A 26,485-nucleotide genomic window follows, 5' to 3' on the forward strand; every position below is an offset into this window, starting at 1 on the left:
ATGACGACTGGTGAGCTGCTTCGCATCGGCGTCGTGATCGGATCGGGTCACGGCATGGCCGGCACCACCGGCGCCCTCGTGCAGGAGCTCCTCGACCGGGTCGCCGACCTGACCGCCACCGAGGTGACCGTCGTGGAGACCGAGACATTGCGCCTGGGCGGAAGCTGCTCCGCCTGCCTGTCCTGCATGACCGACGGTGAGGCGACCTGTCCCAACATCGGCAACTCCGACCCGGCAACCACACTCCTCGACACGTCGGATCTGGTGGTCTTCGCAACGCCGGTGCACTCCTTCCACGTCTCGGCCACGATGAAGCGCTTCGTCGACCACTACGCCTACCTGATCCACCGACCCCGACACTTCGGCACTCCGGCCGTCCTCATCTCCACCGCGGCCGGCGCCGGCCACGACGCCGCGCTCGGCTACCTGGCCGAGGCCACCCGCCGCTGGGGCTTCCACACGATCGCTCAGCTCGGCGTCAACGGCCCCGCCCTGGCTCGGGCGCCCTATCGGGCCCGGGTCGACACCGCGCTTGCGGAGATCGCGGAGACCATCGTCGACGGGACCCGGAACGGGAAGGAACCCACCCCGAGCACGAAGGACCTCATCGGCTTCCGGGTGGCACGACTGCTGGTGCAGGGCGGCAAGGACGAGGGATCAGTCGACGAGGCCTACTGGAACGAGCGCAACTGGTTCGACGCCGACTGGTTCACCGACGCCAAGGTGCCGAAGCTGGCCAACCGTCTCGCCGCGATCATCGAAGGACGCATCCGCAGCGCCATCGAAAAGGGCAGCAACAAGCCTTTTCGTGGTTGATTCAGAACCTCGGCACCATTGCGGACAGGAACTGGCCGCAATGGGAGAAACGATGGTCCTACAGCCATCAACGAGAGGACATCCGATGCCCGCACAGGCACCCCCGGTCACCAACGAGCGCGACGCGCTGCGCGCCTACCTGATCCAGCAGCAGGACGCGTTCCGCGCCGTGGCCTTCGGCCTCACGGACGACGAGCTGGGTCGTACGCCGACGCCCAGCGCACTGAGCGTCGGTGCGCTCCTCAAACACGCGACCCACGGCCAGCGCACCTGGCTCGCCAGCGTGCTGGCCGCTCCCGAACTGCCTGCGAAGACCCAGAGTGACGAGGAGGAGTATGCCGAGCGCATGGCCTACATCACCTGGTCCGCCGAAGACACCCTCGAGGCCGCCCTGGCGGAGTACGACGAGGTGAGTGCCGCCGTACTCGCGGCCGTGGCCGAGGTCGACCTCGATCTGGCCGTGCCCGTCCCACCGGCTCCGTGGAACCCCACCGACATCGACTCCTGGTCGGTGCGCTGGGTGTGGTTCCACCTGCTCGAGGAGCTCACCCGGCACGCGGGTCACGCCGACATCATCCGCGAAGCCGTCGACGGTGCCACGATGTTCGAGCTGATCGCGGGCCGAGAAGGCTGGCCGGCGACTCCGTGGCTCACCCCCTGGCAGCGTCGCGCCTGATCCACCGGCGTCACTCGCATCAACACCACGGCGACCTCCTACGGCGATGCTGCCGCGAGGTCGCCGTGGCATGCGACGGGCCGGCTGCCGAGGCGTCGGACGTCGATCGGGCCACGGTGTCGGAGGCTCCTGAAACACTGAACACACCACGCCAACCACCCCCGTCGGAACAGGTGAGGAGCAGCGAAGATGACCGGCATCTCAGCAGACACCACAGCAGTCGACCTGCTGCAGGCTGCCGCCGAAACACTGCACCGACGCCGGCTCGAAGAAGTCGCCGAACTCGAAGTGCTCGCAGCCTGGGCTGACGTCCACTCCGCCGACAGCCCCGGATCCGGCCCGTTGATCCACCCCGGCGGGCAAGGAACACCCGGGGTGCACGACCACGCCATGGGCGAGATCGCCCTGGCCCGCCACACCGGCGTGATGGCCACCATCAACGCCACCGCCGACGTCCTCGACCTACGCCACCGCCTCCCGTCGATCTGGGCCAAAACCCAACACGCCGTCGTCGACGTGTGGGTGGTCCGCAAGATCGCCCGCCTCACCCGCCACCTCCCCCACACAGCAGTCGCGCTGGTCGACACCGCCATCACCCCAATCCTGGAGCGCGAAGGCACCGGACGGATCCTCGACATCACCGCCGCCAAGATCATCGAAGCCGACCCCGACCTCCACACCCAACGTGTCGAAACCGAGAAGAAGCGCCGCTACGTCAACCTCGGCCAAACCGACGAACACGGGCTACGCACGCTGATCGCCCGACTCGAGGCCGGGGACGCCACCTACATCGAAGCCACCGTCACCCGAGTCGCCGACATCCTCAAAACCCGCCACGACAACCACACCCCCGACGAACTACGAGCCAAAGCACTCGGCTACCTCGCCCGCCCCGCCGAACTCCTCGCACTACTGACCGCGAACACCGACCCCCACGGCAACCTCGACCCCCACCTCCCCCACGACCCCTGGAACCCCACCCCACCCACCGCACCCGAACCCACAGGACCCGACGAAGACGAGGACGCAGACCAGCCGCCGTTGAACAAGGCGATCGCGTTCCCCGCCGACCTCCTCGACCGACTCACCGAGGTCGACTGGGCCGTGCTCAAACCGAAGCACACCCTCTACGTCCACCTCCACGAAACAGCCCTGCACGGCACCCCCGGTGTCGCCCGCATCGAAAGCCTCGGCGCCATGACCCTGGCCCAACTCCACGGCCTCCTCGCCGGCGCGACGGTCACGGTGAAGCCGGTGATCGACCTCCACGACAAGATCCGCGCCACCGCCTACGAACACCCCGAAGCCCTCAAAGAACGCATCCACCTCACCACCGGCGGCGACTACTGGCCCTGGGCCAACTCCACCAACAGACGACTCGACTACGACCACGTCCACCCCTACCAACCCGACCAGCCCGACCAGCCAGCCGGTCCAGGCCGCACCGACGGGCAGACAGGGACCGACAACGCCGGCCCCCTCGGCAGGCGCCACCACCGCTACAAAACCCACGCCGGCTACCGGGCCACACAAACCGGACCCGGCGAATACGTATGGACCACACCCCACCACCAGGCATTCCTCGTCAACCACACCGGCAGCCAGCAGATCGACCCCCAGGTCGCCGAAGCACTCATCAACCGACCCCGATGGCACGAGCAGACACCCCGACCGCCAGCCCACGCACCGCCACCCGACAACGCACCACCCGACCCCCTCAACCCCTTCAACCCCTTCAACCACGCAGCCTGACAAGGGGCCACCGGAGGCTGGTCTCGACAAGCTCGACCAACGGGGGCGGGCTCGACCGGCGGGGGCGGGGTCTCGACAAGCTCGACCAACGACAGCGGGCTCGAGCAACAGCGCACGGCGGGGTCTCGACAAGCTCGACCAACGGCAGGGCGACCTGGTCTCGACAAGCTCGACCAACGAAGATGCCGCTCGACCAACGACAGCGGGCTCGACCTCTGGGGCGCGGGCCTCAGCTGTAGTCGTGGAAACCCTTCTTGGTCTTGCGACCGAGGTGTCCGTCGGCCACGACCTTCTCGAGAGCGGGGGCCGGCGTGAAGCCAGGCTCCTGGAACTCGGCGTGGAGCTCCTGTTGGATCGCGAGCGACACGTCGTTCCCGACCACGTCGAGGAGCTGGAAGGGTCCCATCGGCAAGCCCGCCTGCTCCCGAATGGCCTCGTCGATCGCTTCGAGGGCGAGTCCCTGCTCGTGCAGCTTCACTGCGTCGTTGAGGTAGGGGAAGAGCAGACAGTTGACGATGAACCCGGCACGGTCACCGCAGGAGACGGCAACCTTGCCGACCTTGGCGCTCAGCGCACGCACCGTCTCGTCGACCTCGGCCGATGTCAGCGGAGTCGTCACGACCTCGACCAGCTTCATCACCGCAGCAGGATTGAAGAAGTGCATACCGATGACCCACTCCGGACGCCCGGTCGCCTCGGCGAGCCGGGCGATCGGGAGCGACGAGGTGGTCGTGCTCAGAATCGCACCCTGCTTGACGATCCGGTCGAGATCGCGGAAGAGCTCCAGCTTGATCTCGAGGTCCTCGGCGATGGCCTCGACGACGAGGTCGGCGTCTGCCAACGCCTCGCGCGACGTGGCAGGGGTCAGCCGGGCCAAGGTCGCCTCCTTGGCCGACTCCTCGAGCTTGCCCTTCTCGACCGCACGGGAGAGGCCCTTGTCGATGAAGGCGCGCACGCCCGCCACCTTGTCGTCCGTACGCCCCACCACGATCACGTCATACCCGGCCTGGGCGAAGACCTGTGCGATGCCTGAAGCCATCGTCCCGGTGCCGACCACACCCACCGTGGCGATCTCGTGACGCATCGTCGGCGTGTCATCGGCGTTGGGGGTCTCTCCGTCCACGACGACGTCCCCGCCCTCATAGGTGTAGAAACCACGACCGGAGGACTTGCCGAGGCGGCCGTCGGCCAACAGCTTCTCCAGCAACTCTGCCGGCTTGTGGAGGCTGTCGCCAGTCTCGGCGAAGCGGGCGGCAAGACCGTCGCGTACGACGTCGAGTCCGATCTCGTCCAGCACGGTCAACGGACCGGCCGGGTAGCCGCAACCGAACCGCATCGCTGCGTCGATGTCGCCGCGGGAGGCGTAGCCCGCCTCATACATGCGCACCGCGTGGTTGAGGTACGGCAGCACCAAGGTGGTACTGATCTGCTCGCTCGTGGTCTGGCTCATGCCAGCAGATGATGGCACGTCCGTTACCGTTCAGTAACCCCTCAATCACGATCTCGTCCTGTTGCTTGGGTCACAGTCGGCGTCCCGCTGCCTCGGTGCCGGCGCGGGCCCCGCCCCGGCACGGAGGACCACCGGTAGGGTCCTGCGCGTGAGAATCGTCGTTGCCCGCTGCCAGATCGACTACGCCGGCCGCCTCTCGGCCCACCTGCCGATGGCCACCCGGGTGTTGATGATCAAGGCCGACGGATCCGTGCTGGTCCATTCGGACGGCGGCTCCTACAAGCCGCTCAACTGGATGTCGCCACCGTGCGCCCTTGCCGAAGGCACCACCGAGGACGGTCATGTCGAGTGGACGGTGACCGCCAAGGCACCGAAGGGCAAGACCCCCGACACGCTGCGGATCCTCATCGAACAGATCCAACACGACTCCCAGCACGACCTCGGGATCGACCCGGGCCTGCAGAAGGACGGCGTCGAGAAGCACCTGCAGGAGCTGCTGGCCGAGCACCCGACGACCCTCTCCCCCGGTCTGTCGCTCGTACGCCGCGAGTTCCCGACAGCCATCGGACCCGTCGACCTGATGTGCCGTGACGGCAACGGCCAGTCCGTGGCGATCGAGGTGAAACGGCGCGGCGAGATCGACGGCGTCGAGCAACTCACCCGCTACCTCGAGCTCCTCAACCGCGACCCGCTGCTCCGCCCGGTCCGCGGGATCTTCACTGCCCAGGAGATCAAGCCGCAGGCCCGCGTGCTCGCCGAGGACCGCGGCATCCAGTGCGTGGTCGTCGACTACGACGCACTACGCGGCCTCGACAACGCCGAGGACCGGCTCTTCTGATGAAGATCTATCACGTCGCCGAGAAGACCGCCTGGGAGGCCGCGACGACCGCTGGCGCCTATGCCCGCTCCACCCGCGGCCGCAGCCTCGAGGACGAGGGCTTCATCCACGCAGCAGCGCAGGCACAGGTGTCCGGTGTCATCGAGCGCTTCTGGGCCGACCACCCCGGTCCCCTGGTGCTGCTGGAGATCGACACCGACAAGCTCACCTCCCCGTGGAGGATGGAGCAGGTCGGCGACGAGTCGTTCCCGCACATCCACGGGGCGCTCAACCCCGGCGCCGTGGTCTCCGTCGAGGCACTGCCCACCGAGGCACTGCCCAGCGGCGCCACCACACCGCCTCGCACCTTCATGCAGGAGTACCTTGCAGAGTTCAGCTTCCGTCTCGGCACCGGCATCTTCGTGATGGTCATGGCCGCGATCTTCGGCTTCGGCTTCGAGCTGCTGGTCGCCGAGGACAGCGGCCTGTGGGGCCTGCTCCTCGGTTTCGCTCTGGCTGTCGCAGTCGTCGTCCCGATCACGCGGCGACGCCGAAGGAACGCCGCTCAGCAGCAGAAGGTCAACCCACGAGGCTGACGACCTCCTCGGCGCTGCCCCACGCGAGAGTCACCCCCGCACCACCATGCCCGTAGCAGTGCACGACGTCGCCCTCCCGCTCCACGCGGACGGACGGGCGCAACGGCCGCAGCCCGACCTTGTGCCGGATCACCCTCGCCCCGGCCAGCTCCGGCACCAGTCGAGTGGCGCGGGCCAGGATGTCAGCCGCGGTCGCGGGATCCGGCGTACGGCTCCACTCGCCTGACTCCTCGGTGCCTCCGACCGTGATGTCGCGCGAGCGCGGGACGACGTAGGTCGGGCCATCGGCGTCGAGCCACCAACGGTCGAGACCCACCTGCTCGACGAGCACCACCTGGCCCCGCACCGGTGCGACCGTCCGGTCCGCACCGAGCAGACGCGCCCCCAGTCCCGCGCAGTTGACGACGACGTCGGCACCGGTCGGCAGCGCCGAGAGGTTCATCCGCGTGATGGTGCCACCGAGCTCGTCGACGCGTCGCACCAACCAGCGCAGGAAGAGCGGCATCTCGATCACGGGCGCATGGAAGGTCCACCCGTCGCGGTACCCCTCAGGCAGGGCCGTCTCACGGTCCAACGAGGGCACCGCCTCGCGCCACCACGGATCGGGCACGCGACGTCTGTGCACCTCGGTGCCGGTCACCATCCGCACCCCGGACTCGGGGTCGCCGGCGAGGGCGACGAACTCCGCAAAGCTCGCCGATCCCCACGCCAGGACCCGCTCCCGGGGCAACGAGAGGTAGGGGTACCACAGCGCGGCCGCGACGGCGCTGGTCGTCTCCAACGGCAGGTCACGTGCCAGTACGTCGACGCGATGGCCCTCTTCCAGCAGCCTGACGGCGCAGGTCAGGCCGACGACACCAGCGCCGACCACGACCACGCGTGCCACGGGTCAGCCTCGATCAGGCGTCCGCGCCGGCTTCGGCAGGTGCCGTGGGGTCGTCGCCCGCGTCGCCGAGCTCACGGGCGACGAAGTCCTCGATGTCGTCGATGTCGTCGACGTTGCGCTTCACGACGGCGAGCAGGTCACCCATGGTGGCGACCTCCTCGACCTGCTCCTTGATGAACCACTGCATGAACTGCTCGGAGGCGTAGTCGTGCTCCTCGCGAGCGGTCCGCAGCAGGGCGTTGATCTGGTCGGTGACGCGCTTCTCCTGCGCGAGGGCGAGCTCGACCGGCGCCACGACGCCGTCGAAGTCGCCCTGCGGAGCCTCGACGCCCGGGATCGACACCGGCATGTCGGTATCGAGAAGGTACTTGACCATCATCATGGCGTGGCCGCGCTCCTCCAGTGCCTGGCGATAGAAGAGCGCCGCCATCTGCGGCATCGTCAGCGTCTCGTAGTGGACGGCACAGGCCAAGTACTGATTGTGGGCGGCCAACTCGTTGCCGATCTGTTCATTGAGCTGGTCGGCAAAGCGTGCGGCGGTCACGGGGTCTCCTCCGGTTCGAGAGGCGTGACCTTCACGCCTCAGGCGGCCTTGGCAAGCTTCTTCTTGGTCAGCTTCTCGATCTTGACCAGCTTGCGCTTCTTGACCGTATACCCGGCAGGAAGGGTGCCTTCCTTCAACATGCGGATGGGGCAGCGCTTGCACCGGTCCTTGGACACGCAGCACTTGGACTTCGGCATCTTCTTCTTGAGAGCCTTCTTGTCCTTCGCCTTGGCCTTCAGCTTGGCCTTGTCCTTCTTCTTCCCCACACTGCCGAGGATACGGCCCTGCTGAAGGATTGCCTAACCTGTGTGCTCCGCATCACCCGACGCGTTGCCAGCCGGCACCGTCTCGTTCGAGGAGCACCGGCCCGGGTTCGGGCCAGGCACGCACCACCAGGACCGCCTCCCCGGGGTGCAGGTCCGCAATCTCGTCGAGGTCCTCGCCCTCGCCCACCGGGAGGTCCAGGGCAAGGGCCGCCTGGTGCGCGTACGCCGCCAGGTGCGTCGCGGCGTACACGCGCGTGAGCCGGGAGCCCGTCACCGAGCCTGCAGTGATCCTGAGCGCCTCAGGGTCCCCGACGCGATCAGGCGCGAGGACGACGATGCGCGCGGAGCACTGGAGGTCCGACATCAGTCCAGCTCGTTCGCCTTGCGGATCACGTCGACGATGCCACCCATGATCTCGGTCAGGCCGAAGTCCTTCGGCGTGTAGACCGCAGCAACCCCCTGCTCGACCAACGCCTTGGCGTCAGAGGTCGGGATGATGCCGCCGACGATCACCGGCACGTCACCCATGCCGGCCGCTTCGAGCCCTTGGAGCACTTCGGGCACGAGCTCCATGTGCGAGCCGGACAGGATCGACAGGCCGACGCAGTGGACGTCTTCGGCCGCAGCAGCAGCAACGATCTGGTCAGGAGTCAGGCGGATGCCCTGGTAGACGACCTCGAAGCCGGCGTCCCGAGCGCGCACCGCAACCTGCTCGGCACCGTTGGAGTGGCCGTCGAGGCCGGGCTTGCCGACCAGCAGTCGCAGTCGGCCGCCCAGCTCCTCGCCGGTCGCCCTGACACGCTCGCGCACCGCGCTGAGTTCAGCACCAGCCTCCGCGACGACAGCCCCGGAGACGCCAGTGGGCGCACGGAACTCCCCGAACACCTCGCGCAGCGTGCCTGCCCACTCACCCGTGGTGGCCCCCGCGCGGGCGGCGACGAGGGTCGCCGGGACGAGGTTGTCGGTGGTCTTGGCTGCAGCAGCCAAGGCGGCGAGCGCCTCGGTGACCGCCTGCTCGTCGCGTTGGGCCTTCCACTCCTCGACACTGGTGAGCGCAGCCTGCTCGGCAGCCGGGTCAGCGGTCTGGATGGCGCCGTCGAGGTCCGCCGTGAGCGGGGACTCCTCGGTGGTCTCGAACTTGTTGACGCCGACGATGATCTCCTCCCCGACTCGATGCGGGCGCGGCGACGTGCGTGGCTGGAGACGAGCTCGGACTTCATGTAACCGGACTCGACGGCGGCGATGGCACCGCCGAGTGCCTGCACCCGGTCCATCTCCTCCTGGGCACTCGCGATGAGCTCGGCGACCTTGGCCTCGATCACGGTCGAGCCCTCGAAGATGTCGTCGTACTCGAGCAGGTCCGACTCGAAGGCGAGCACTTGCTGCAGGCGCAGCGACCACTGCTGGTCCCACGGCCGCGGAAGGCCGAGCGCCTCGTTCCACGCCGGCAGCTGGACCGCACGCGCGCGGGCGTTCTTGGAAAGGGTCACGCCGAGCATCTCGAGCACGATGCGCTGCACGTTGTTCTCCGGCTGCGCCTCGGTGAGTCCGAGGGAGTTGACCTGCACGCCGTAGCGGAACCGACGCATCTTCGGGTCCTGGACGCCGTAGCGCTCGCTGGTGATCTGGTCCCACATCCGCGTGAAGGCCCGCATCTTGCAGGTCTCCTCGACGAAACGGACACCGGCGTTGACGAAGAAGGAGATGCGCCCGACGACCTTCTCGAAGTCGTCGTCCGAGACCTGGCCGGACGCCTTCACCTGGTCGAGCACGGCGATGGCGGTGCACAGCGCGTAGGCGAGTTCCTGCGTCGGCGTGGCACCGGCCTCCTGCAGGTGATAGCTGCAGATGTTGATCGGGTTCCACTTCGGGATGTTGTTGACCGTGTAGGCGATCGTGTCCGCGGTCAGCCGCAAGGAGTGCTGCGGCGGGAAGACGTAGGTTCCGCGCGAGAGGTATTCCTTGATGATGTCGTTCTGCGTGGTGCCGGCAAGGAGCTGCGCGACCTCGCTCGGGTCCACGCCGGGGTTCTGCTCCTCGGCGGCCACCTGGTAGAGCGCCAGCAGCCACATCGCGGTGGCGTTGATCGTCATCGACGTGTTCATCTCGACGAGCGGGATCTGGTCGAAGAGCTTGCGCATCTCTCCCAGGTGCGGCACCGGTACGCCGACCTTGCCCACCTCACCGCGTGACAGCGGCGAGTCCGGGTCGTAGCCGGTCTGTGTCGGGAGGTCGAAGGCGACCGAGAGACCGGTCTGCCCCTTGGCCAGGTTCTTGCGGTACAACTCGTTGGACGCGGCGGCGGTCGAGTGGCCGGCGTACGTCCGCATCACCCAGGGACGGTCCTTCTCAGCGCTCATGAGCGTGAGCGTAGGCGATGTGGTGAGTGTTCAGTAACCTGTTGGTGATGTGGTTCACGCCACGAACCTCCCAGAGGTCAGGCGATCCGTTCGAGATCGACGACCCGGATCAGGTGCGAGAGGTGCAGCATCCGGCGGACGGCGGGACCTGCGCCGCGCAGGGTCAGGTGCCGTCCGCGCTGCTCAGCGTTGCGCGTCGCGGCAGCCAGCACCCGGAGCGCGGTCAGGTCGATCACCGGCACCGCGGTGAGATCGACGACGAGGTCGTGGTCGCAGCCGTCGATGTGTTCATAGATGGCGGTCCGGACCCTCATCGTGTTCCGGACGTCGAAGTCGCCGGTGAGCACCAGCGTCGAACCGTTGTGGGTGATGTCCATGTCATCCTCCCCTTCTCGGAAACTCCCGATAGCTTCCGTTGGCTCTGTCAACTCTTGTGACGGGGCTTGTCATTCACTATGACGCAAACCTCGGCTGTTTGGTTGCGTCCAGCACCCCGATTTCTTTCAGGGATCTCCCGGAGACAGCCTGTGGATGGCCGGAACGCACCGTCGGGTGCGACGACTAGGGTCGAGGCATGGTGAATCTGACCCGCATCTACACCCGCACCGGCGACGCCGGCACGACCCGTCTCGGCGACATGAGCGAGACGACCAAGAACGACCTCAGGCTGGAGGCCTACGCCACCGTCGACGAGGCCAACGCCGTCATCGGGGTCGCGTTGGCCACGGACGGCCTCGACGATCCGGTCGTCAAGGTGCTCACCGTCGTGCAGAACGACCTCTTCGACGTCGGCGCCGACTTCTGCACCCCGGTGGTGCCCGACCCCGAGTACCCGCCACTGCGGATCGAGCAGGCCTACGTCGACCGGCTCGAGGGCTGGTGCGACGAATACAACGAGGAGCTGCCCAAGCTCCGCTCGTTCATCCTCAACGGCGGCACCCCGGCGGCCGCGCAGCTCCACGTCGCGCGCACCGTCGTACGTCGTGCCGAGCGGGCCGGGTGGGCCGCGTGGAGCGAGCACGAGGCGACGATGAACGTCCTGGCGATCAAGTACCTCAACCGCCTCTCCGACCTGCTCTTCATCCTCGCCCGACACGCCAACCGGGAGCAGGGCGACGTGCTATGGGTGCCCGGCGGCGAACGCTGACCCCGCACCACCCCTAGCCATGCAGCTGCCCTTCACCATCTCGGAGACCGACCTCGTCCGGGCCTTCGACCCGATGACGCTCACCCGGGGCACCCGATATGCCGGGGAGCGACGGGTGCGCAACCTGCGCGTCGACTCCTCGGGGACCGAGATCGTCCTCACCGCCGAGGTGCAGGGCAACAGCCGACGTGCCTACGTCACCCATGTCTTCATCGGCGACAAGTCGTTGGAGTCCGACTGCACCTGCCCGGTGGGATGGCGGTGCAAGCACGCGGTGGCGATCGTGCAGTCGGTCAGGCGCCTGGCGTCCGTGCGCCCCGTGCAGGTCACCCCACCGTGGCAGCGCACGCTCGACCAGGTCCTCGGTGGATTCGAGACGGTCGGGCCGAGCAGTGGCAAGCGGCGCAAGCTGGCACTCGAGATCGACCTGGCGCCTCAGTTCCGCACCCGCTGGGCGCCTGCCTCCGCGCCCCGGCACCTGCTGGAGATGCGCCCGCTGCGGGAGGGCGCTCGGGGCAACTGGATCAAGACCGGGATCTCCTGGACCCAGGCCGCAGCAGCCCACCACGACACCGAGCACGACACCGAGCAGATGCAGGTGCTGGCATCGTTCAGCCGGGCGCTGCGCGGTACGACGGCCGGCGACGTCGTGGCGCTGCACGCCTTCGGCCCACAACTCCACCACCTGCTGCTCGACGCCGACGCAGCGGGCATCCCCCTCGTGTGCGGCCCATCGGTCTCCACCGTCGAGGTGTTGTCGGAGGCACTCGACCTCGCGGTCGACGCGACCCGCGGTGACACGAGCGGGCTTCTTCGCCTCGGGGTCTGGCACGAGGAGCAGTTCCACACCGGCGACCGGATGCACCTGCTGGGCCGCCCACCCCACTCGGTGGCCCTCCTCCGGGCCGACGAGACGACAACGCGACCGTTTGGCGGCGCGAAGACCGCGGTGCGGCTGGCACCGTTGCGCCGTCGGGCGCCGGAGTCCCTGCTCAGCCTCCACGAGCAGGGTGGCGAGATCGAAGTGCCGGCTGGCGACAGCAGCCGGCTCGTGGACGACTACCTCCCTCGGTTGCGCCAAGGCATCGAGGTCACCTCGTCCGACGGGTCGATCACCCTTCCCGAGGAGGTGCCGCCACGGCTGCAGATGCTGCTCGCTTGGCAGGGGGTCCGGGCCACCACCACATGGCAGTGGCGCTACGGCGAGCACACCCACCTGCTCGACGATCCCGATCCCGCGCCCGCGGTGCGTCGTTCGGTCCTCGAGCAGGAGCTGTTGACGGCCACGGAGCGCTACGCGCACCTGCAGCCGAGGGCGGAGTTGACGCCGATGGAGAGCCTCCGCTTCGCCGAGGACGAGCTGCCGCGGCTGTGGGCCGACGACGACGTCGAGGTGGTGGAGACCGGGACGCGCCCCGACTTCCGTGCGGCCGAGGGCGATCCGCAGATCGAGTTCGTCGCCGGGGAGGGCACCACAGACTGGCTCGACCTGTCGGTGGTGATCACCGTCGACGGTGAGCAGGTTCCCCTGCCCCAGGCACTTGCTGCGCTGACCGCCGGCGACCCCCTGCTGCTCCTGCCCAGCGGGCTGCACGTGCCCACCGACCGACCCGAGTTCGCAGGGCTGGCCGAGCTCGTGGCTGCGGCCGCAGAGCTGCACGAGGGCGAGCGTGACGAACTGCGCGTGGCCCACGTCGACCTGGGGCTGTGGGAGCAGCTTGCCGAGCTCGGCGTCGTCGATGTCCAGGCAGCACGGTGGGTCGAGGCCGCCCAAGCCCTCGCGCACCACCAGGGCCTTCCCGACGTCGTGCCGACCGGGTTGGTCAGCAGTCCACGTGACTACCAGCTCAAGGGCATCCGCTGGCTGGTGCACCTGTGGCAACTCGGGCTCGGCGGGATCCTCGCCGACGACATGGGACTCGGCAAGACCCTGCAGACCCTCGGTCTCATCAGCCACGCCCGGGCAGCCGGTGCAGCACCCTTCCTCGTCGTCGCGCCGACCAGTGTGGTGACTGCTTGGGCAGGCGAGGCGCAACGCCACACCCCGGGCCTCGTCATACGCACCATCGACGCGTCAAGGGCGCGACGGGGCACGCCGCTCAGCGACGAGGTCGTCGGCGCCGACGTCGTGGTCACCTCCTACACGCTGTTGCGGCTGGAGGCCGATGCCTATGCCGCCCTCGAGTGGGGCGGCCTGGTGCTCGATGAGGCGCAGACCATCAAGAACCACCAGAGCAAGACCTACCAAGCGGTGCGGCTGCTCGACGTGCCCTTCCGGCTCGCCGTGACGGGCACCCCGTTCGAGAACCGGCTGATGGAACTGTGGGCGCTGCTGTCCGTCGTGGCTCCCGGGCTCTATCCATGGCCGAAGCGCTTCAAGGAGATCGTCGTCAAGCCCGTGGAGAAAGCCGGCGACCCGGTGGCACTGGAACGGTTCCGCTCCCGGGTGCGCCCATTCGTGCTGCGTCGCACCAAGGACCTCGTCGCCACCGAACTACCTCCCAAGCAGGAGCAGGTGCTCGAGGTGACCCTCACCCCCGCCCACCGACGCATCTACGACACCTGGCTCCAGAAGGAGCGGCAGGCCATCCTCGGACTGGTCGACGACTTCGATCGCAACCGGGTGGCAATCTTCAGCGCGCTGACGCGCCTGCGACAGCTGAGCCTGGATCCGGCACTTGTCGACGACGACCACGAGGGGGTCGGCTCGGCAAAGATCGACACCCTCGTCGACCACCTCCAGGAGATCGTTGCCGAAGGCCACCGCGCACTCGTGTTCAGCACGTTCACCGGGTTCCTCAAGCGGGTCCGCGACGCCCTCGAGCGCGACGGCGTCACGACCCGTTACCTCGACGGTTCCACCCGCGCCCGGGGTGCGGAGATCGCCGCGTTCAAGGACGGCGACGCCGACGCGTTCCTGATCAGTCTCAAGGCCGGCGGTGTCGGGCTGACCCTCACCGAGGCCGACTACGTCTTCGTGCTCGACCCGTGGTGGAACCCGGCTGCCGAGGCGCAGGCGGTCGACCGCGCCCATCGCCTCGGGCAGGAGCGTCCGGTCCTGGTCTACCGGCTCGTCGCCACCGACACGATCGAGGAGAAGGTGATGGCGCTCAAGGAACGCAAGGCGGCCCTCTTCGCCTCCGTCTTCAGCGGAGAGGGCGCCGTCGGCTCGGGCATCGATGCGGACGACGTGCTGGCGCTCTTCGACTGACGATGGGCCCGCCCCGCCACCTCATCCGTCGGCGTGTCCGAGTGACTTCTCTGGGGCGATCAGGTCCCGTACCCGACGCTTGAGGTCGGTGATCTCGGGGAAGCCTCCGTCACGCTTCCGGTTCCACACTGCGGTGTGGTCGATGTCGATCCGGAACACTCCCCGGTCGCCGGGACCAACGCCACCTCGCCCACCTCGTCGGCGAAGGTCTGCAACAGTTCACCGGCGTACCACTGGGCACGCAACAACCACTTGCACTGCGTGCAGTAGGTGATCTCGATCCTCGGCGCGGCCATGGCCTCACACTAGCGATCCTCGGTCACCAAGGCGTCCGCTCCTCCGGTGGAGCCCCTACTGTGGATGAATGACCGCCCCCACGACAGAGGCCCGTCTGAAGGCACATGTCGACCGCATCGAGGAGGAGCATCCGCCCGTCCCTCTCGCCTCGGTGGACTACACCGTGCATGACCCCGCGCTGCTCAGGCAACGCTTCGGGCCGGTCCTCGACTACTTGGCCCGGGTCGAGCTCGAGGTCGACCGCAACGTCCTGGAGCTGACCACGATGCTCCCTGACGCGAGCGAGATCGACCGGCGCTTCTATGCCGAGGTGTGGCAGCCGCAAGAGATCCACCACGGCCTGATCCTCGATGAGTTGCAGACCCGGATCGGCCGACCGCCGGCAAGCACCGACACCACCACCATCTCCCCCAAGATCCGGATCCTCGGTGCATTGGCCCACCTCACACCGGTCCACGACATCGTGCGCATGCTCTACTACCTGACCGGCATGGCGACCGAGCGCTCGGCAGTGCTGGCCTACAACCGGCTGCACGACGGCGTCATCGACCTGGGCGAGAACGCGGTCGCTGCGACCGTCGTCGCGCCGATCCGTCGACAGGAGCCGGGACACTATGCGTTCTACCGGCTCTCGGCCACTGCCCTGGACAAGCAACTGAGGCCGTGGCAACGGTGGCTCACCGGACGGCTGCGGCGGATCTCGTTCTCTCCCGTCGGGGCCAACGACGACGCCCAGCTGGCCGACTTCGGGGGCGTGCTGACCAGCCTGGGAGTCATCGACGAGCTCGAGCAGTTCGTCACCGAGATCAGCCGAGTGGAGAACGACCTGCTCTGGGCGGGCCGCCAAGGACTCGACGTGCCTCGCTACGTGATGGACGCGATGCGCGAGGCCGTGCAACTGCACCGGGCCCGAGCATCGATCCCGCCCCGCTGAGGTCGTGACCGATCGAACTCAACCGAGCTCGACGCCGAACTTCTCCGCCCAGGCCCGCGCATCGTCGGACAACGTGCCGAGCTCGTGGCAACGGCGTACGTAGCCACCAGTCGCCTTCATGAACTCCATCGGGTTGTAGACGTCCTCCTGCTCCTGCCACAGGCCGTTGCCACCGTAGCGGAGGATGCTGACGTTGCCCTGACCGTGGACCGAGCCGTCGCCCGGGTCACGGAACGGGTTGTCGATCTCGGTGATGACCCAGCCCACCTGCTCGTCGATCACGACCCACTTGGGAGGGAAGGCGATCATCTCGTTGCCGGGGAAGCTGCCCATGGTCCTCTTGATCCAGGGCCGGATCTCGTCCTTCCCGTGGAAGGTGCCGTAGGCGTGCTCGATGTAGAGCGCGTCCTCGGTGAAGAGCTGCACGAAGTGCTCCCAGTCACCGGTGTCGACACACCTCTGCACACCAGTGGTGTAGCCGGCGAATGCTTCCTCGAGTTCTGCGCGGGTCCAAGTCGTCATGCCAGCAGCGTGGCAGGAACCCCGCGAATTGACCATGGGCGGTCTCAGGCAGGCTTCACCCTCGACCTTCATCCTCAACGGAGCCGGTGCTTGTCCCAGTCCGCGCCGGGAGGCTTGGCCTCCACCCACGCCTGGAACCCCATGAGGGACGCAGGACTCATGGCCAGCTCGATCTCGCCCTTGGCGCTGTCGAGGGTGATGATCACGTGGTCGGTGTAGAGCGCGAGATGCTCGGACCCACGTGACTCGCGTCGACCCGCATAGTCGACGCGGTTGCGGTCCCAGACCCGACGCGGCCGCGGCGAGAGCGAGAAGATCCGGTACCACTCCAGGCGATCGCCGTCGTAGCGGCCGATTCCGAGAACCCAACCGCGCCCGGTCCTGTCGGACCGGGCGCGGTGACTGAGTTCAAATGTGCCCCCGCTGCGCGCCAGCATTCGCCGGCGGACTACCAGGGCGACTCCGTACAGGAAGAGGAACACCAGCGCGAGCAGGACTCCGTCGAGAATCCATTGCCACAGTGGCATCCAACCTCCCCGCCAAGAACGCCCCAATCCATGGGGATGTGAGCGTCACTCTAAGGCATGGAGTGTTCAGTTGTTCAGGAGGCCATCTCCACGGCGCGGATGCGGGCCTCGGCGTGACGCACGGCCGCGAGAGCCGCGTCGTCGTTCTCCCCGGCAGCGTGCAGCCGCTCGAGGTCGTGACGGGCGTTCTCGAGATCGATCTCGTGCGACATCTCGGCACGCTCGGCGAGCACCGACACCCGATCGCCGGCGACCGAGATGAAGCCGGAGTCGACAGCAGCCACCCAGGTCTCCCCCTCCGTGGTGGTGACGTCGACGACGCCCTCCACCAGGAGCGAGAGCAGCGGAGCGTGACCCGGCAGGATGCCCACGTCACCTTCGGTGGTGCGGGCACCCACCATCGTGGCCTGCCCCGACCACACGAGGCGATCGGCGGCGACCAGCTCGACCTGAAGCGCAGCCATCAGAGGCTCTTCTGGATCTCGGCCCACTTCTGCTCGACGTCGTCCAGACCGCCGCACATGAAGAACGCCTGCTCGGCCACGTGGTCGTATTCACCATCAGCGATCTTGTTGAACGCCTCGATGGTGTCCGCGATCGGGACCGTCGAACCCTCGATGCCGGTGAACTGCTTGGCAACGTAGGTGTTCTGCGAGAGGAACCGCTGGATCCGGCGTGCACGCGACACGATGATCTTGTCCTCTTCGGAGAGCTCGTCGACACCGAGGATCGCGATGATGTCCTGGAGCTCCTTGTTGCGCTGGAGGATCTGCTTGATCCGAACGGCGCAACGGTAGTGCTCGTCACCGATGTACTGCGGGTCGAGGATCCGCGAGGTCGAGGTCAGCGGGTCCACGGCCGGGTAGATACCCAGCGACGCGATCTCGCGAGAGAGCTCGGTGGTGGCGTCGAGGTGGGCGAAGGTGGTCGCCGGCGCCGGGTCGGTGTAGTCGTCAGCCGGCACGTAGATCGCCTGCATCGAGGTGATCGAGTGACCACGCGTCGAGGTGATGCGCTCCTGGAGCACACCCATCTCGTCGGCGAGGTTGGGCTGGTAACCCACCGCGGACGGCATCCGGCCGAGCAGCGTCGACACCTCGGAACCCGCCTGGGTGAACCGGAAGATGTTGTCGATGAAGAGCAGCACGTCCTGACCCTGGACGTCGCGGAAGTACTCCGCCATCGTCAGGGCGCTCAGGGCAACACGGAGTCGCGTGCCCGGCGGCTCGTCCATCTGGCCGAAGACCAGGGCGACCTTGTCGAAGACGCCGGCCTCCTGCATCTCGACGATGAGGTCGTTGCCCTCACGGGTGCGCTCGCCGACACCGGCGAACACGGACACACCGTCGTGGTTCTTCGCCACGCGGGCGATCATCTCCTGGATCAGCACGGTCTTGCCGACACCGGCACCACCGAACAGACCGATCTTTCCACCCTGCACGTACGGGGTGAGCAGGTCGATGACCTTGATGCCCGTCTCGAACATCTGGGTCTTGGACTCCAGCTGGTCGAACTGCGGGGCCTTGCGGTGGATGCCCCAGCGCTCGGTCGCACCGAGGGTCTCGCCCTCTTCGAGGTTCAGGCACTCACCGGTGGTGTTGAACACGCGACCGAGGGTCGCGTCACCCACAGGAACGCTGATCGGCTCGCCGGTGTCGCGCACCTGGGCGCCGCGCACCAGACCGTCGGTGGGGCGCATCGAGATGGCACGAACCATGCCGTCACCGATGTGCTGGGCCACCTCGAGGGTGATCGTGTTGGTCTCGCCGCCGAGGTCGATGTCGACCTTGAGGGCGTTGTAGATCGCAGGCATCTCGTCCGAGGAGAACTCGATGTCAACGACGGGCCCGATGACGCGGGCGATCCGACCGACGCCGCCAGCAGCACCGCCAGCGGCGTTCGTCTCTTCAACAGTGGCAGTCATGTCTCTCACTCATTCCCGGAGGTTGCATCGGCCAGTGCGTTGACACCACCGACGATCTCGCTGATTTCCTGGGTAATGCCGGCCTGGCGGGCCTGGTTGGCAATTCGGGTGTACTTCTTGATCAGCTCGTCGGCATTGTCCGTGGCGGACTTCATCGCCTTCTGACGGGCGGCCAGCTCGGAAGCGGCCGCCTGCAGCAGGGCGAAGAAGACGCGGCTCTGGACGTAGCGCGGGAGCAGCGAGTCCAAGACGTCGGCGGGCGACGGCTCGAACTCATAGAGCGGGAGGAGGTCCTCGGCCTCAGGAGCCTCGGTACCCTCCACCACCTCGAGCGGCAGCAGCCGGATCGCGGTCGGCTCCTGGGTCAGCATCGACCGGAACCGGGTGTAGACCACGTGCACCTCGTCGACGCCCTGCGGCGCGCCCGGACCAGGAGCCGCGTCGTCGTCGCCGGTGAAGGCGTCGATGAGCGTGGCACCGATGTCGGCTGCGACGTCGTAGGTCGGCTGGTCGGAGAAGCCGGTCCACGCCTGCACCACGGGGCGCTGGCGGAACTTGTAGTAGGCCTCACCCTTGCGACCGCTGATGTAGAGGTCGACGGCCTTGCCCTCGCCCTTCAACTTCTCGACGAGGCGCTCGGCCTCCTTGAGCACGTTGGAGGAGTAGGCACCGGCCAGACCGCGGTCGCTGGTCACGATCAGGATCGCGGCCCGGGTCGGGTTCTCCGGCTCGGTGGTCAGCGGGTGGTCGACGTTGGAGAACGTCGCCACCGCCGACACCGCACGGGTCAGCTCACGGGCATACGGCGCTGCCGCCTGGGCCCGCTGCTGCGCCTTGATGATCCGGGACGCAGCAATGAGCTCCATGGCGCGCGTGATCTTCTTCATCGACTCCGTCGACTTGATCCGCGCGCGGTACTCACGCAGCGAGACTGCCATGGGTCAGCCCCGCTTCTGCTTGACGATCTGCTCCTGCTCGACGTCCTCGTCCTCCAGAGCAACGTGCTCTTCGCGGCCGGCCTTGACCGACTGGCCGTCGGAGGTCTGGAACTGGTCCAGGAAGGAGTCGTAGGCAGCGGTCATCTCGGCTTCGGCGGCGTCGTCGAACTTATGGGTCTCGCGAATGCCGGCAAGGATGCCGGGGTGCGAGCGACGCAGGAAGTCGATGAACTCCTCCTCGAAGCGCAGCACGTCGTCGACCGGGACGATGTCCAGGCGACCCGTGGTGCCGATCCACAAGGAGGCGGTCATCTCCTCGACCGGGTACGGCGAGTACTGCGGCTGCTTGAGCAGTGCCATCAGGCGCTGACCACGAGCGAGCTGCTGACGCGACGCGGCATCGAGGTCGGAGGCGAACATGGCGAACGCCTCCATGGCGCGGAACTGCGCCAGGTCGACCTTGAGCGAACCGGTGACGGCCTTCATTGCCTTCGTCATCGCCGAGCCACCCACGCGGGAGACCGACACACCGACGTCGATGGCCGGGCGCTGGTTGGCAGCGAACAGGTCGGACTGCAAGAAGATCTGACCGTCGGTGATCGAGATGACGTTGGTCGGGATGAACGCCGAGACGTCGTTGGCCTTGGTCTCGATGATCGGCAGACCGGTCATCGAACCGGCACCCAGCTCGTCGGAGAGCTTCGCGCAACGCTCGAGCAGGCGGCTGTGCAGGTAGAAGACGTCACCCGGGTAGGCCTCGCGGCCCGGCGGACGGCGCAGCAGCAGCGACACGGAGCGGTAGGCCTCGGCCTGCTTGGTCAGGTCGTCGAACACGATGAGGACGTGCTTGCCCTGGTACATCCAGTGCTGGCCGATGGCCGAGCCGGTGTAGGGGGCGAGGTACTTGAAGCCGGCGGAGTCGGACGCCGGGGAAGCCACGATGGTCGTGTACTCCAGGGCGCCGGCCTCTTCGAGGGCACCGCGCACGGAGGCGATGGTGGAGCCCTTCTGACCGATGGCGACGTAGATGCAGCGGACCTGCTTGCTAGGGTCGCCCGACTCCCAGTTCTGCTTCTGGTTGATGATCGTGTCGATCGCGATCGTGGTCTTGCCGGTCGCGCGGTCACCGATGATCAGCTGCCGCTGCCCACGGCCGACCGGGGTCAACGAGTCGATGGCCTTGATGCCGGTGGCAAGCGGCTCGTGGACCGACTTGCGGTGCATCACGCTGGGCGCCTGCAGCTCGAGCGCGCGGCGACCGTCGGAAGCGATCTCCCCGAGGCCGTCGATCGGCGTACCGAGCGGGTCGACCACGCGGCCGAGGTAGCCCTCGCCGACGGGAACAGACAGGATCTCGCCGGTACGGCGGACCGCCTGGCCCTCTTCGATCTTGTCGAAGTCGCCGAGGACGACGACACCGATCTCGCGGGTGTCGAGGTTCTGGGCCAGGCCCAGCGTGCCGTCCTCGAACTCGAGCAGCTCGTTGGCCATGACCGACGGAAGACCGGAGACGCGGGCGATGCCGTCGCCGGCTTCGGCGACCTTGCCGACCTCTTCACGGCTGGCGGACTCAGGCTTGTAGTCGGACACGAAGCGCTGGAGGGCGTCCCGGATCTCATCCGGACGGATGGAAAGCTCCGTCATCACTCTTCTCTCATTCTCAGTTGCTCGAAGTTGTCGGAGGGTGCGCCGGTCAGACAGCCAACGCGCGGCGCGCGGAGTCCAGTCGGTTGGACACCGTGCCATCGATGACGTCGTCACCGATCTCGACGCGGATTCCACCGATCACATCGGCGTCCACCACGACATTGACATGCACCGGCTTGCCGTACTGCCGGGAGAGCACGTCGACCAAGCGCTGTCGGTCGGCGTCGGCGAGCGGCTTGGCCACACGGACCTCCGCCACTGCCTGCTTGGCCGCGGCGGCGGCGGTCTGCTGGAAAGCACCCAGCGCGACACCCACCGTGCGGTAGCTACCGGTCACCGACTGTTCTGCAAGGGTGACAGTGCCGGGCAAGGCCTTGCCTGCGAGCAGGCCGCTGACCAGCTGCTGCTTGTCCTCAGTGCTGCGGGCGGGGTCGGAGAGCGCATCGCGCAGCTCAGGGTTGTTGCCCACGAGCTGGGCGACCTCGAAGAGCTCGTCCTCGAGGCGCGAGGCCTCCGCGCCGGCCGAACGCACCGTGGCGAGCACGCCGAGGTGCTCCAGTGCGTCAGCCAAGTCCCGGGTTGCGGTCCACCGCTGACCAGTGGCCCGGCCGGCGAGGTCGACGACGGGTGCGCCGACCTTGCCGGTGAGCAGCTGGCTGAGCAGCGCCTGCTTCGCTTCGGTCGCCACCGACTGGTCCGTGGCAACCCGGCGCAGGGCCGGCTCGCCACGCAGCAGAGCGGCGACCCGGAACAGGTCCTGCCCGACGGCGGTGAGGTCACCGGAGACCTGGTCCAGCGCCGAAGTGAGCGTGCGCAACGCTTCGGCAGAGGCGCCCCGGAAGGAGCCGCTGGTGGTCATCAGTTGACCCCGCTCCCGGACTCGAGCTCGCTGAGGAAGCGGTCGACGACCCGGCTCTGGCGAGCCTCGTCGTCCAAGCTCTCCCCGACGATCCGACCGGCGAGGCCGGTGGCCAGGTTGCCGACCTCGGCACGCAACGAGGTGACCGCCTGCTGGCGCTCCGCCTCGATCTGCGCCTTGCCGTGCGCAACGATCCGCTCGGATTCGGCCTGCCCCTGAGCACGCATCTCCGCAACGATCGCGGCGCCTTGCTCGCGTGCTTCCTCACGGATGCGCGCGGCCTCGTGACGGGCCTCGGACAACTGCTGCTCGAGATCGGCAAGCTTGGCGTCCGCCTCGGCCTGCTTGGTCTCGGCAGCAGCGAGTCCGCCTTCGATCGCCGAGGTGCGCTCGGCGAAGGTGGCCTCGAAGTTCGGTACGACGAACTTCTTGACCGCGAAGAACAAGATCGCGAACACGACGAGCGAGAGAACGATCTCGATCGGGTGCGGGATGAGCGGGTTGAGCTCACCACCGGCTGCGCGAATGGTCAGAGTCTGCATGGGCAGGTCCTTCTTCCGGGTCCTACGTCAGGCTGGGTCAGAGAACGAACGCGAGGGCGATACCGATGATCGCGAGCGCCTCGGCGAGCGCGAAGCCCAGGATGGCGATCGTCTGCAGGCGGCTCTGGGCCTCCGGCTGACGGGCGACACCGTTGATGTAGGCGGCGAAGATCAGGCCGATACCAACACCGGGGCCAATCGCAGCGAGGCCGTAGCCAATCATGTTGAGGTTGCCGTCCACGGCGGTTTCCTTTCGGTTATTTCCTGTTTTGGAAATCTTGGGTGTGAGTTGTGATGACCGGTCCCGGCATGGCGGCACCGGATGAATCAGTGCTCGTCAGCGAGCGAGCCCTGGATGTACATCGCGTTCAGCAACACGAAGACATAGGCCTGGAGGAACTGGATCAGCAGTTCGAGGAACGAAACCAGGATGAACAGGACCCAGGCGATGACACCGACCGGCGCGTAGGCCGCGGACATCTCCGTGATCAGGTATTCGCCACCGAGGGCGAAGAGGATGAGCAGCATGTGCCCGGCGAACATGTTGCAGAACAGTCGCAGCGCCAGGGTGACCGGGCGGACCAGGATGTTCGACATGAACTCGAGCGGGATCAGCAGCGGCCACATGGCCTTGCTGACGCCCTGCGGGACGCAGGTGAGCTTGAGGAAGCCGCCGAAGCCGTGCTTCTTGATGCCGACGCCGAGGTAGACGAACCAGCTGATGGCCGCGAGCGCGTAGACCAGTCCGGCCCTGGAGAAGGTCGGGAACTGGAAGAACGGGACGCTCGCCAGCATGTTGTTGATCAGGATGAAGAAGAAGAGCGCAAACAGGTAGGGCACGTAGGGCAAGAAGTCCTTGGTGCCGATGATGTCGCGGCCCATGGAGTTGCGCACGAAGCCGTAGCCGGCCTCACCGACGTACTGGAGCTTGCTCGGGACCATGGCGCGCTTGCGCGAGGCCGCCCAGAAGAAGAGGAAGACGACGCCGGCGACGAGCACCATCTGGATCATCGGCTTGGTGACGCCGAGGTACATCGTCTGCCCGAGGAACTCGAACGTCTTGTCCGGCCCGATAGGCGGCAGGTTGAAGTCCTGCGGCCCGGGAGCGTGGAAGCCCTCGGCACGCACGACGGACATCGCGATTGAACTCACCGTGTCTCCTGTGTCTGCTGCACTACAAGTCTTTGTTTGCGGATTGCTACTGCGGTTCCGGCGGCACCCGGTTGAACCGGGCGAAGGTCATGAACAAGCCGAACCCCGCACCGATCAGGATCCCGATCGCGACCAAGAACGTGGTTCCGAGCCAGCGGTCCAGCCCCCAGCCGATCAGCCCGTAGACGAATACGCCCGAGACGATGTATCCGAACGCGTGCCAAGGGTCGCCCTTCGGCTCCGACGGGGTTTTCGGCTGAGTCATCGCGCACCGGACAATAGCAGTCGCGTGGGGTCATTGCGCACCCGGCTCCTCAAGGTCGTAGACCGGCATCCGCACCCGGGTGGCGACGACGACCTGGCACGCCAGCCAGGCAATCGTGCCGGCGATCACCGTGCCGCCCAGCCACCCGCGATCCAGGGTGCCGTCGAGCAGCTCGGAGCGCGAGATCACGATCAGGACGACTGCCATCACGACGAGTTGCAGGGTGTAGGTCAACAGCGCGATCAGCATCGAGGCGGAGGGAAGGACACCGGCGATCAGGTGGACGAGCGCCGCTCCCCACCGAACACCACCAGCACGAGCGCGGTCGCCACGAGTGCGCCTGCCGCTGCGGCACTGCCCGAGAGCACGCCACCGGCCACACTCGCGGCCACACCGACGACGAGGCAGAAAATGCCCGCTTTCACCAAGATTCCAGCACCGGGAGATCTGGTGCGGCTGGTGTCTGCGGTCGTCATGCGGGCGGCCGTTTCTCTTGGACGTTCAGGGTGCCGGAGTGACGCTTCCGGCGCTTGTGAAAATTAGCACAAGCGCCAGCGCGGCTCCTATTCGGGGTCGATCCCACTGAGCTTGGGAACCACGAATGTGAGCACGACGGTGAGTGCGAACCAGACGCCGAGCGACACCCAGGTGATCGGGCCGGCGTAGAGGGCGGCGAGGACCGCTCCGAAGCCGATGAGGCCGGCCCACAGCCAGATGATGAGAACCGCACGGCGATGGCTGTGGCCGATCTGGAGCATCCGGTGGTGCAGGTGCTGCTTGTCAGGGTGGTAGAACATCTGCCCGCGCCGGGTGCGTCGTACGACGGCCAGCACCAGGTCGGCGAACGGGACGATCAGGATCGACAGGGGAACGATGATCGGCAGCAAGGTGGGCAGCAGGCTCGCCTCCTGCCCACTGCCGCCACGGCTCACCTCGGTGGCGGTGAACTGGCCGGTGAGGGTCAGCGCCGACGCGGACAGGAAGAGCCCCAGCAGCATCGATCCTGAGTCGCCCATGAACAACCGTGCCGGGAAGAAGTTGTGCGGGATGAAGCCCGCACAGGCACCCGCGAGCGCCGCGCACAGGAGTGCGCCGGTGACGGCCAGGGTGCGGTCGTTGAGATTGGCGATCTGGTAGCAGAAGAGGAAGAACGCAAGCGCTCCGACGCCCACGACGCCAGCTGCCAGGCCATCGAGCCCGTCGACGAAGTTCACGGCGTTGATCGTCGCCACGACGGTCAACACGGTCAGCAGCGCGGCCTGCGTCTGGTCGGGAGCGAACTGTCCCCCGCCGGGTGCCGGGAAATAGAGGTACTGCACGCCGAACAGCACCAGGATGCCGGCTGCGAGGACCTGGCCACCCAGCTTCGTCAGCGCGTCGAGCTCGAAGAGATCGTCGAAGACCCCGATGACACAGATGAACGCGCCCGCGAGCAGCACCACTCCGGCGTCCCGAAAGACGTTCTCCTGGCTCTGCGTCGAGAGGAAGGGCAACTGTCTGGCGACGAAGTAGGCAGCGGTCAGCCCGCCGAGCAGTGCGATGCCCCCGAAGTAGGGGATCGGCACCACGTGGACGTCACGATCACGCACCTGGGCGACCGCGTGGAGACGCAACGCGATCTCCCGGGCGATGACCGTGAGCAGGTAGGTGACCGAGGCAGCCACCAGGAAGACGACGAGGTATTCGCGCATCAGTCCGTCTCGTCCGGCACCAGCACGGCCTTGCCGGTCGGTTCCAGCACCTCGTCGATGCGCTCGATCGACAGCGTGCCGAGCCGGAGCAGCCGGGGCACGTCACCGGTGACGTCGAGGATCGTGGAGGGCTGGCTGCTGGCGGTGGGACCCGCATCGACGTAGACCACCACCTGCTCCCCCAGCATCGCCTCGGCCGCGTCGACGTCGGTCGCCGCGGGCGCGCCGCTGGTGTTGGCGGACGACACCGCCATCGGACCGGTCCGTTCGAGCACCGCCAGGGCCACCGGGTGGTCGGGCATCCGCACCGCGACGGTTCCTCGGGTGTCACCGAGATCCCACTGCAGCGACGACTGGTCACGGCACACGAGAGTGAGCGGTCCGGGCCAGAAGGCGTCGACCAGGGGCGTCACCCACGGAGGGAGTGACGACGTCAAGGCATGCAGCGTGGCCTTGCTCGCCACCAGGACCGGCGGCGGCATCTCGCGGCCCCGGCCCTTGGCTGCGAGCAGCCCGGCCACCGCAACGGGGTCGAACGCGTCTGCGCCGATGCCGTAGACGGTGTCGGTGGGCAGCACCACGAGGTCGCCGCGACGCACGGCACGGGTCGCTGCTTCGACGGCTTGCTCCAACGCTTCCGCGTCGCCTGTCGCGAGTCTCACCGGG

At 67.4% G+C, this 26,485-nt stretch carries 30 protein-coding genes and 2 pseudogenes; 8 read left to right on the plus strand and 24 right to left on the minus strand.

The window, feature by feature from the left end; genetic code table 11:
• The 3 genes from L1066_RS07910 to L1066_RS07920 all read left to right on the plus strand — a co-directional run bounded on the left by L1066_RS07910 (position 1) and on the right by L1066_RS07920 (position 3,244).
• Positions 1-816: a flavodoxin family protein gene (locus tag L1066_RS07910; protein ID WP_235735833.1), complete on the plus strand. Its 816-nt coding sequence runs from the start codon at positions 1-3 to the stop codon at positions 814-816.
• 85 nt (positions 817-901) lie between these two features.
• The gene (locus tag L1066_RS07915; protein ID WP_235735834.1) at positions 902-1,492 is read left to right on the plus strand and encodes a DinB family protein; all 591 of its coding nucleotides are present in this window, start codon (positions 902-904) and stop codon (positions 1,490-1,492) included.
• A gap of 189 nt (positions 1,493-1,681) precedes the next feature.
• Positions 1,682-3,244: a DUF222 domain-containing protein gene (locus tag L1066_RS07920; protein ID WP_235735835.1), complete on the plus strand. Its 1,563-nt coding sequence runs from the start codon at positions 1,682-1,684 to the stop codon at positions 3,242-3,244.
• Between the two features lie 229 nt (positions 3,245-3,473).
• On the opposite strand, the gene L1066_RS07925 is transcribed toward L1066_RS07920, so the two are convergent.
• On the minus strand, positions 3,474-4,694 hold the full coding sequence (locus tag L1066_RS07925; protein ID WP_235735836.1) for a 3-hydroxyacyl-CoA dehydrogenase NAD-binding domain-containing protein: 1,221 nt from the start codon (positions 4,692-4,694) through the stop codon (positions 3,474-3,476).
• 148 nt (positions 4,695-4,842) lie between these two features.
• Between L1066_RS07925 and nucS the strand changes: the two genes are divergently transcribed.
• Together nucS and L1066_RS07935 are read left to right on the plus strand one after the other, a co-directional pair.
• Positions 4,843-5,532, plus strand: coding sequence for an endonuclease NucS (gene nucS, locus L1066_RS07930; protein ID WP_235735837.1), 690 nt, complete (start codon positions 4,843-4,845; stop codon positions 5,530-5,532).
• Entirely contained in the window at positions 5,532-6,107 is a 576-nt protein-coding gene (locus L1066_RS07935; protein ID WP_235735838.1) for a DUF952 domain-containing protein, read from the plus strand. The genes nucS and L1066_RS07935 overlap by 1 nt, the downstream gene beginning before the upstream one ends.
• Here the strand turns inward: L1066_RS07935 and L1066_RS07940 are convergent.
• The 7 genes and pseudogenes from L1066_RS07940 to L1066_RS07970 all read right to left on the minus strand — a co-directional run bounded on the left by L1066_RS07940 (position 6,091) and on the right by L1066_RS07970 (position 10,540).
• The gene (locus L1066_RS07940) at positions 6,091-6,993 is read right to left on the minus strand and encodes an FAD-dependent oxidoreductase (protein WP_235735839.1); all 903 of its coding nucleotides are present in this window, start codon (positions 6,991-6,993) and stop codon (positions 6,091-6,093) included. The two genes, L1066_RS07935 and L1066_RS07940, sit on opposite strands and share 17 nt — an antisense overlap.
• A 13-nt stretch (positions 6,994-7,006) precedes the next feature.
• Positions 7,007-7,537, minus strand: coding sequence for a ferritin (locus tag L1066_RS07945; RefSeq protein WP_235735840.1), 531 nt, complete (start codon positions 7,535-7,537; stop codon positions 7,007-7,009).
• A gap of 38 nt (positions 7,538-7,575) precedes the next feature.
• Positions 7,576-7,803, minus strand: a complete 228-nt coding sequence (locus L1066_RS07950) for a hypothetical protein (RefSeq protein ID WP_235735841.1) — start codon at positions 7,801-7,803, stop codon at positions 7,576-7,578.
• A 52-nt stretch (positions 7,804-7,855) separates the two neighbouring features.
• Positions 7,856-8,167 carry a hypothetical protein gene (locus L1066_RS07955; RefSeq protein WP_235735842.1) on the minus strand — a complete coding sequence of 104 codons (312 nt, stop codon included), beginning with the start codon at positions 8,165-8,167 and terminating at the stop codon, positions 7,856-7,858.
• Positions 8,167-8,688 carry a cobalamin B12-binding domain-containing protein gene (locus L1066_RS07960; protein WP_376707661.1) on the minus strand — a complete coding sequence of 174 codons (522 nt, stop codon included), beginning with the start codon at positions 8,686-8,688 and terminating at the stop codon, positions 8,167-8,169. Before L1066_RS07960 ends, L1066_RS07955 begins: the two co-directional genes overlap by 1 nt.
• A 48-nt stretch (positions 8,689-8,736) precedes the next feature.
• Positions 8,737-10,163: pseudogene (locus L1066_RS07965) on the minus strand (methylmalonyl-CoA mutase family protein); the annotation flags it as partial.
• Positions 10,164-10,240: 77 nt separating this feature from the next.
• The gene (locus L1066_RS07970; RefSeq protein WP_235735843.1) at positions 10,241-10,540 is read right to left on the minus strand and encodes an STAS domain-containing protein; all 300 of its coding nucleotides are present in this window, start codon (positions 10,538-10,540) and stop codon (positions 10,241-10,243) included.
• Between the two features lie 197 nt (positions 10,541-10,737).
• Here L1066_RS07970 and L1066_RS07975 point away from each other — a divergent pair, with 197 nt between their 5' ends.
• Positions 10,738-11,310, plus strand: a complete 573-nt coding sequence (locus L1066_RS07975; RefSeq protein ID WP_235735844.1) for a cob(I)yrinic acid a,c-diamide adenosyltransferase — start codon at positions 10,738-10,740, stop codon at positions 11,308-11,310.
• Positions 11,311-11,329: 19 nt separating this feature from the next.
• On the plus strand, positions 11,330-14,521 hold the full coding sequence (locus L1066_RS07980; protein WP_235735845.1) for a DEAD/DEAH box helicase: 3,192 nt from the start codon (positions 11,330-11,332) through the stop codon (positions 14,519-14,521).
• A gap of 21 nt (positions 14,522-14,542) precedes the next feature.
• Here L1066_RS07980 and L1066_RS07985 read toward each other — a convergent pair.
• Positions 14,543-14,817: pseudogene (locus L1066_RS07985) on the minus strand (Rdx family protein).
• A 68-nt stretch (positions 14,818-14,885) separates the two neighbouring features.
• Between L1066_RS07985 and L1066_RS07990 the strand changes: the two are divergent.
• Positions 14,886-15,752 (plus strand): GTP-binding protein LepA, encoded by an 867-nt coding sequence (locus L1066_RS07990; protein WP_235735847.1) that lies wholly within the window; start codon positions 14,886-14,888, stop codon positions 15,750-15,752.
• 18 nt (positions 15,753-15,770) lie between these two features.
• Here the strand turns inward: L1066_RS07990 and L1066_RS07995 are convergent, their stop codons facing one another.
• The 15 genes from L1066_RS07995 to L1066_RS08065 form a co-directional block, all read right to left on the minus strand.
• Positions 15,771-16,274: a nuclear transport factor 2 family protein gene (locus L1066_RS07995; protein ID WP_235735848.1), complete on the minus strand. Its 504-nt coding sequence runs from the start codon at positions 16,272-16,274 to the stop codon at positions 15,771-15,773.
• Positions 16,275-16,348: 74 nt separating this feature from the next.
• Positions 16,349-16,801 (minus strand): DUF2550 domain-containing protein, encoded by a 453-nt coding sequence (locus tag L1066_RS08000; RefSeq protein WP_235735849.1) that lies wholly within the window; start codon positions 16,799-16,801, stop codon positions 16,349-16,351.
• A gap of 74 nt (positions 16,802-16,875) precedes the next feature.
• On the minus strand, positions 16,876-17,265 hold the full coding sequence (locus tag L1066_RS08005; protein WP_235735850.1) for a F0F1 ATP synthase subunit epsilon: 390 nt from the start codon (positions 17,263-17,265) through the stop codon (positions 16,876-16,878).
• On the minus strand, positions 17,265-18,725 hold the full coding sequence (gene atpD / locus L1066_RS08010) for a F0F1 ATP synthase subunit beta (RefSeq protein WP_235735851.1): 1,461 nt from the start codon (positions 18,723-18,725) through the stop codon (positions 17,265-17,267). Before atpD ends, L1066_RS08005 begins: the two co-directional genes overlap by 1 nt.
• 5 nt (positions 18,726-18,730) lie before the next feature.
• Entirely contained in the window at positions 18,731-19,663 is a 933-nt protein-coding gene (locus L1066_RS08015) for a F0F1 ATP synthase subunit gamma (RefSeq protein ID WP_235735852.1), read from the minus strand.
• Between the two features lie 3 nt (positions 19,664-19,666).
• Entirely contained in the window at positions 19,667-21,307 is a 1,641-nt protein-coding gene (atpA, locus tag L1066_RS08020) for a F0F1 ATP synthase subunit alpha (RefSeq protein WP_235735853.1), read from the minus strand.
• Between the two features lie 49 nt (positions 21,308-21,356).
• Positions 21,357-22,169 (minus strand): F0F1 ATP synthase subunit delta, encoded by an 813-nt coding sequence (locus L1066_RS08025; protein ID WP_235735854.1) that lies wholly within the window; start codon positions 22,167-22,169, stop codon positions 21,357-21,359.
• Positions 22,169-22,711 (minus strand): F0F1 ATP synthase subunit B, encoded by a 543-nt coding sequence (locus L1066_RS08030; RefSeq protein ID WP_235735855.1) that lies wholly within the window; start codon positions 22,709-22,711, stop codon positions 22,169-22,171. The genes L1066_RS08025 and L1066_RS08030 overlap by 1 nt, the downstream gene beginning before the upstream one ends.
• A gap of 37 nt (positions 22,712-22,748) precedes the next feature.
• Positions 22,749-22,952, minus strand: coding sequence for an ATP synthase F0 subunit C (gene atpE / locus L1066_RS08035; RefSeq protein ID WP_139106449.1), 204 nt, complete (start codon positions 22,950-22,952; stop codon positions 22,749-22,751).
• An 86-nt stretch (positions 22,953-23,038) separates the two neighbouring features.
• On the minus strand, positions 23,039-23,863 hold the full coding sequence (atpB, locus tag L1066_RS08040) for a F0F1 ATP synthase subunit A (protein ID WP_235735856.1): 825 nt from the start codon (positions 23,861-23,863) through the stop codon (positions 23,039-23,041).
• 46 nt (positions 23,864-23,909) lie between these two features.
• The gene (locus tag L1066_RS08045) at positions 23,910-24,128 is read right to left on the minus strand and encodes a hypothetical protein (RefSeq protein ID WP_235735857.1); all 219 of its coding nucleotides are present in this window, start codon (positions 24,126-24,128) and stop codon (positions 23,910-23,912) included.
• A 30-nt stretch (positions 24,129-24,158) separates the two neighbouring features.
• On the minus strand, positions 24,159-24,377 hold the full coding sequence (locus L1066_RS08050; RefSeq protein ID WP_235735858.1) for a hypothetical protein: 219 nt from the start codon (positions 24,375-24,377) through the stop codon (positions 24,159-24,161).
• Positions 24,378-24,403: 26 nt separating this feature from the next.
• Entirely contained in the window at positions 24,404-24,553 is a 150-nt protein-coding gene (locus L1066_RS08055; protein WP_235735859.1) for a hypothetical protein, read from the minus strand.
• 138 nt (positions 24,554-24,691) lie between these two features.
• Positions 24,692-25,819, minus strand: a complete 1,128-nt coding sequence (locus L1066_RS08060) for an MraY family glycosyltransferase (protein WP_235735860.1) — start codon at positions 25,817-25,819, stop codon at positions 24,692-24,694.
• Positions 25,819-26,481 carry an L-threonylcarbamoyladenylate synthase gene (locus L1066_RS08065; protein WP_235735861.1) on the minus strand — a complete coding sequence of 221 codons (663 nt, stop codon included), beginning with the start codon at positions 26,479-26,481 and terminating at the stop codon, positions 25,819-25,821. Before L1066_RS08065 ends, L1066_RS08060 begins: the two co-directional genes overlap by 1 nt.
• Positions 26,482-26,485: the final 4 nt, after the last annotated feature.

The organism is Nocardioides alcanivorans (assembly GCF_021555175.1).
Lineage (GTDB): Bacteria > Actinomycetota > Actinomycetes > Propionibacteriales > Nocardioidaceae > Nocardioides > Nocardioides alcanivorans.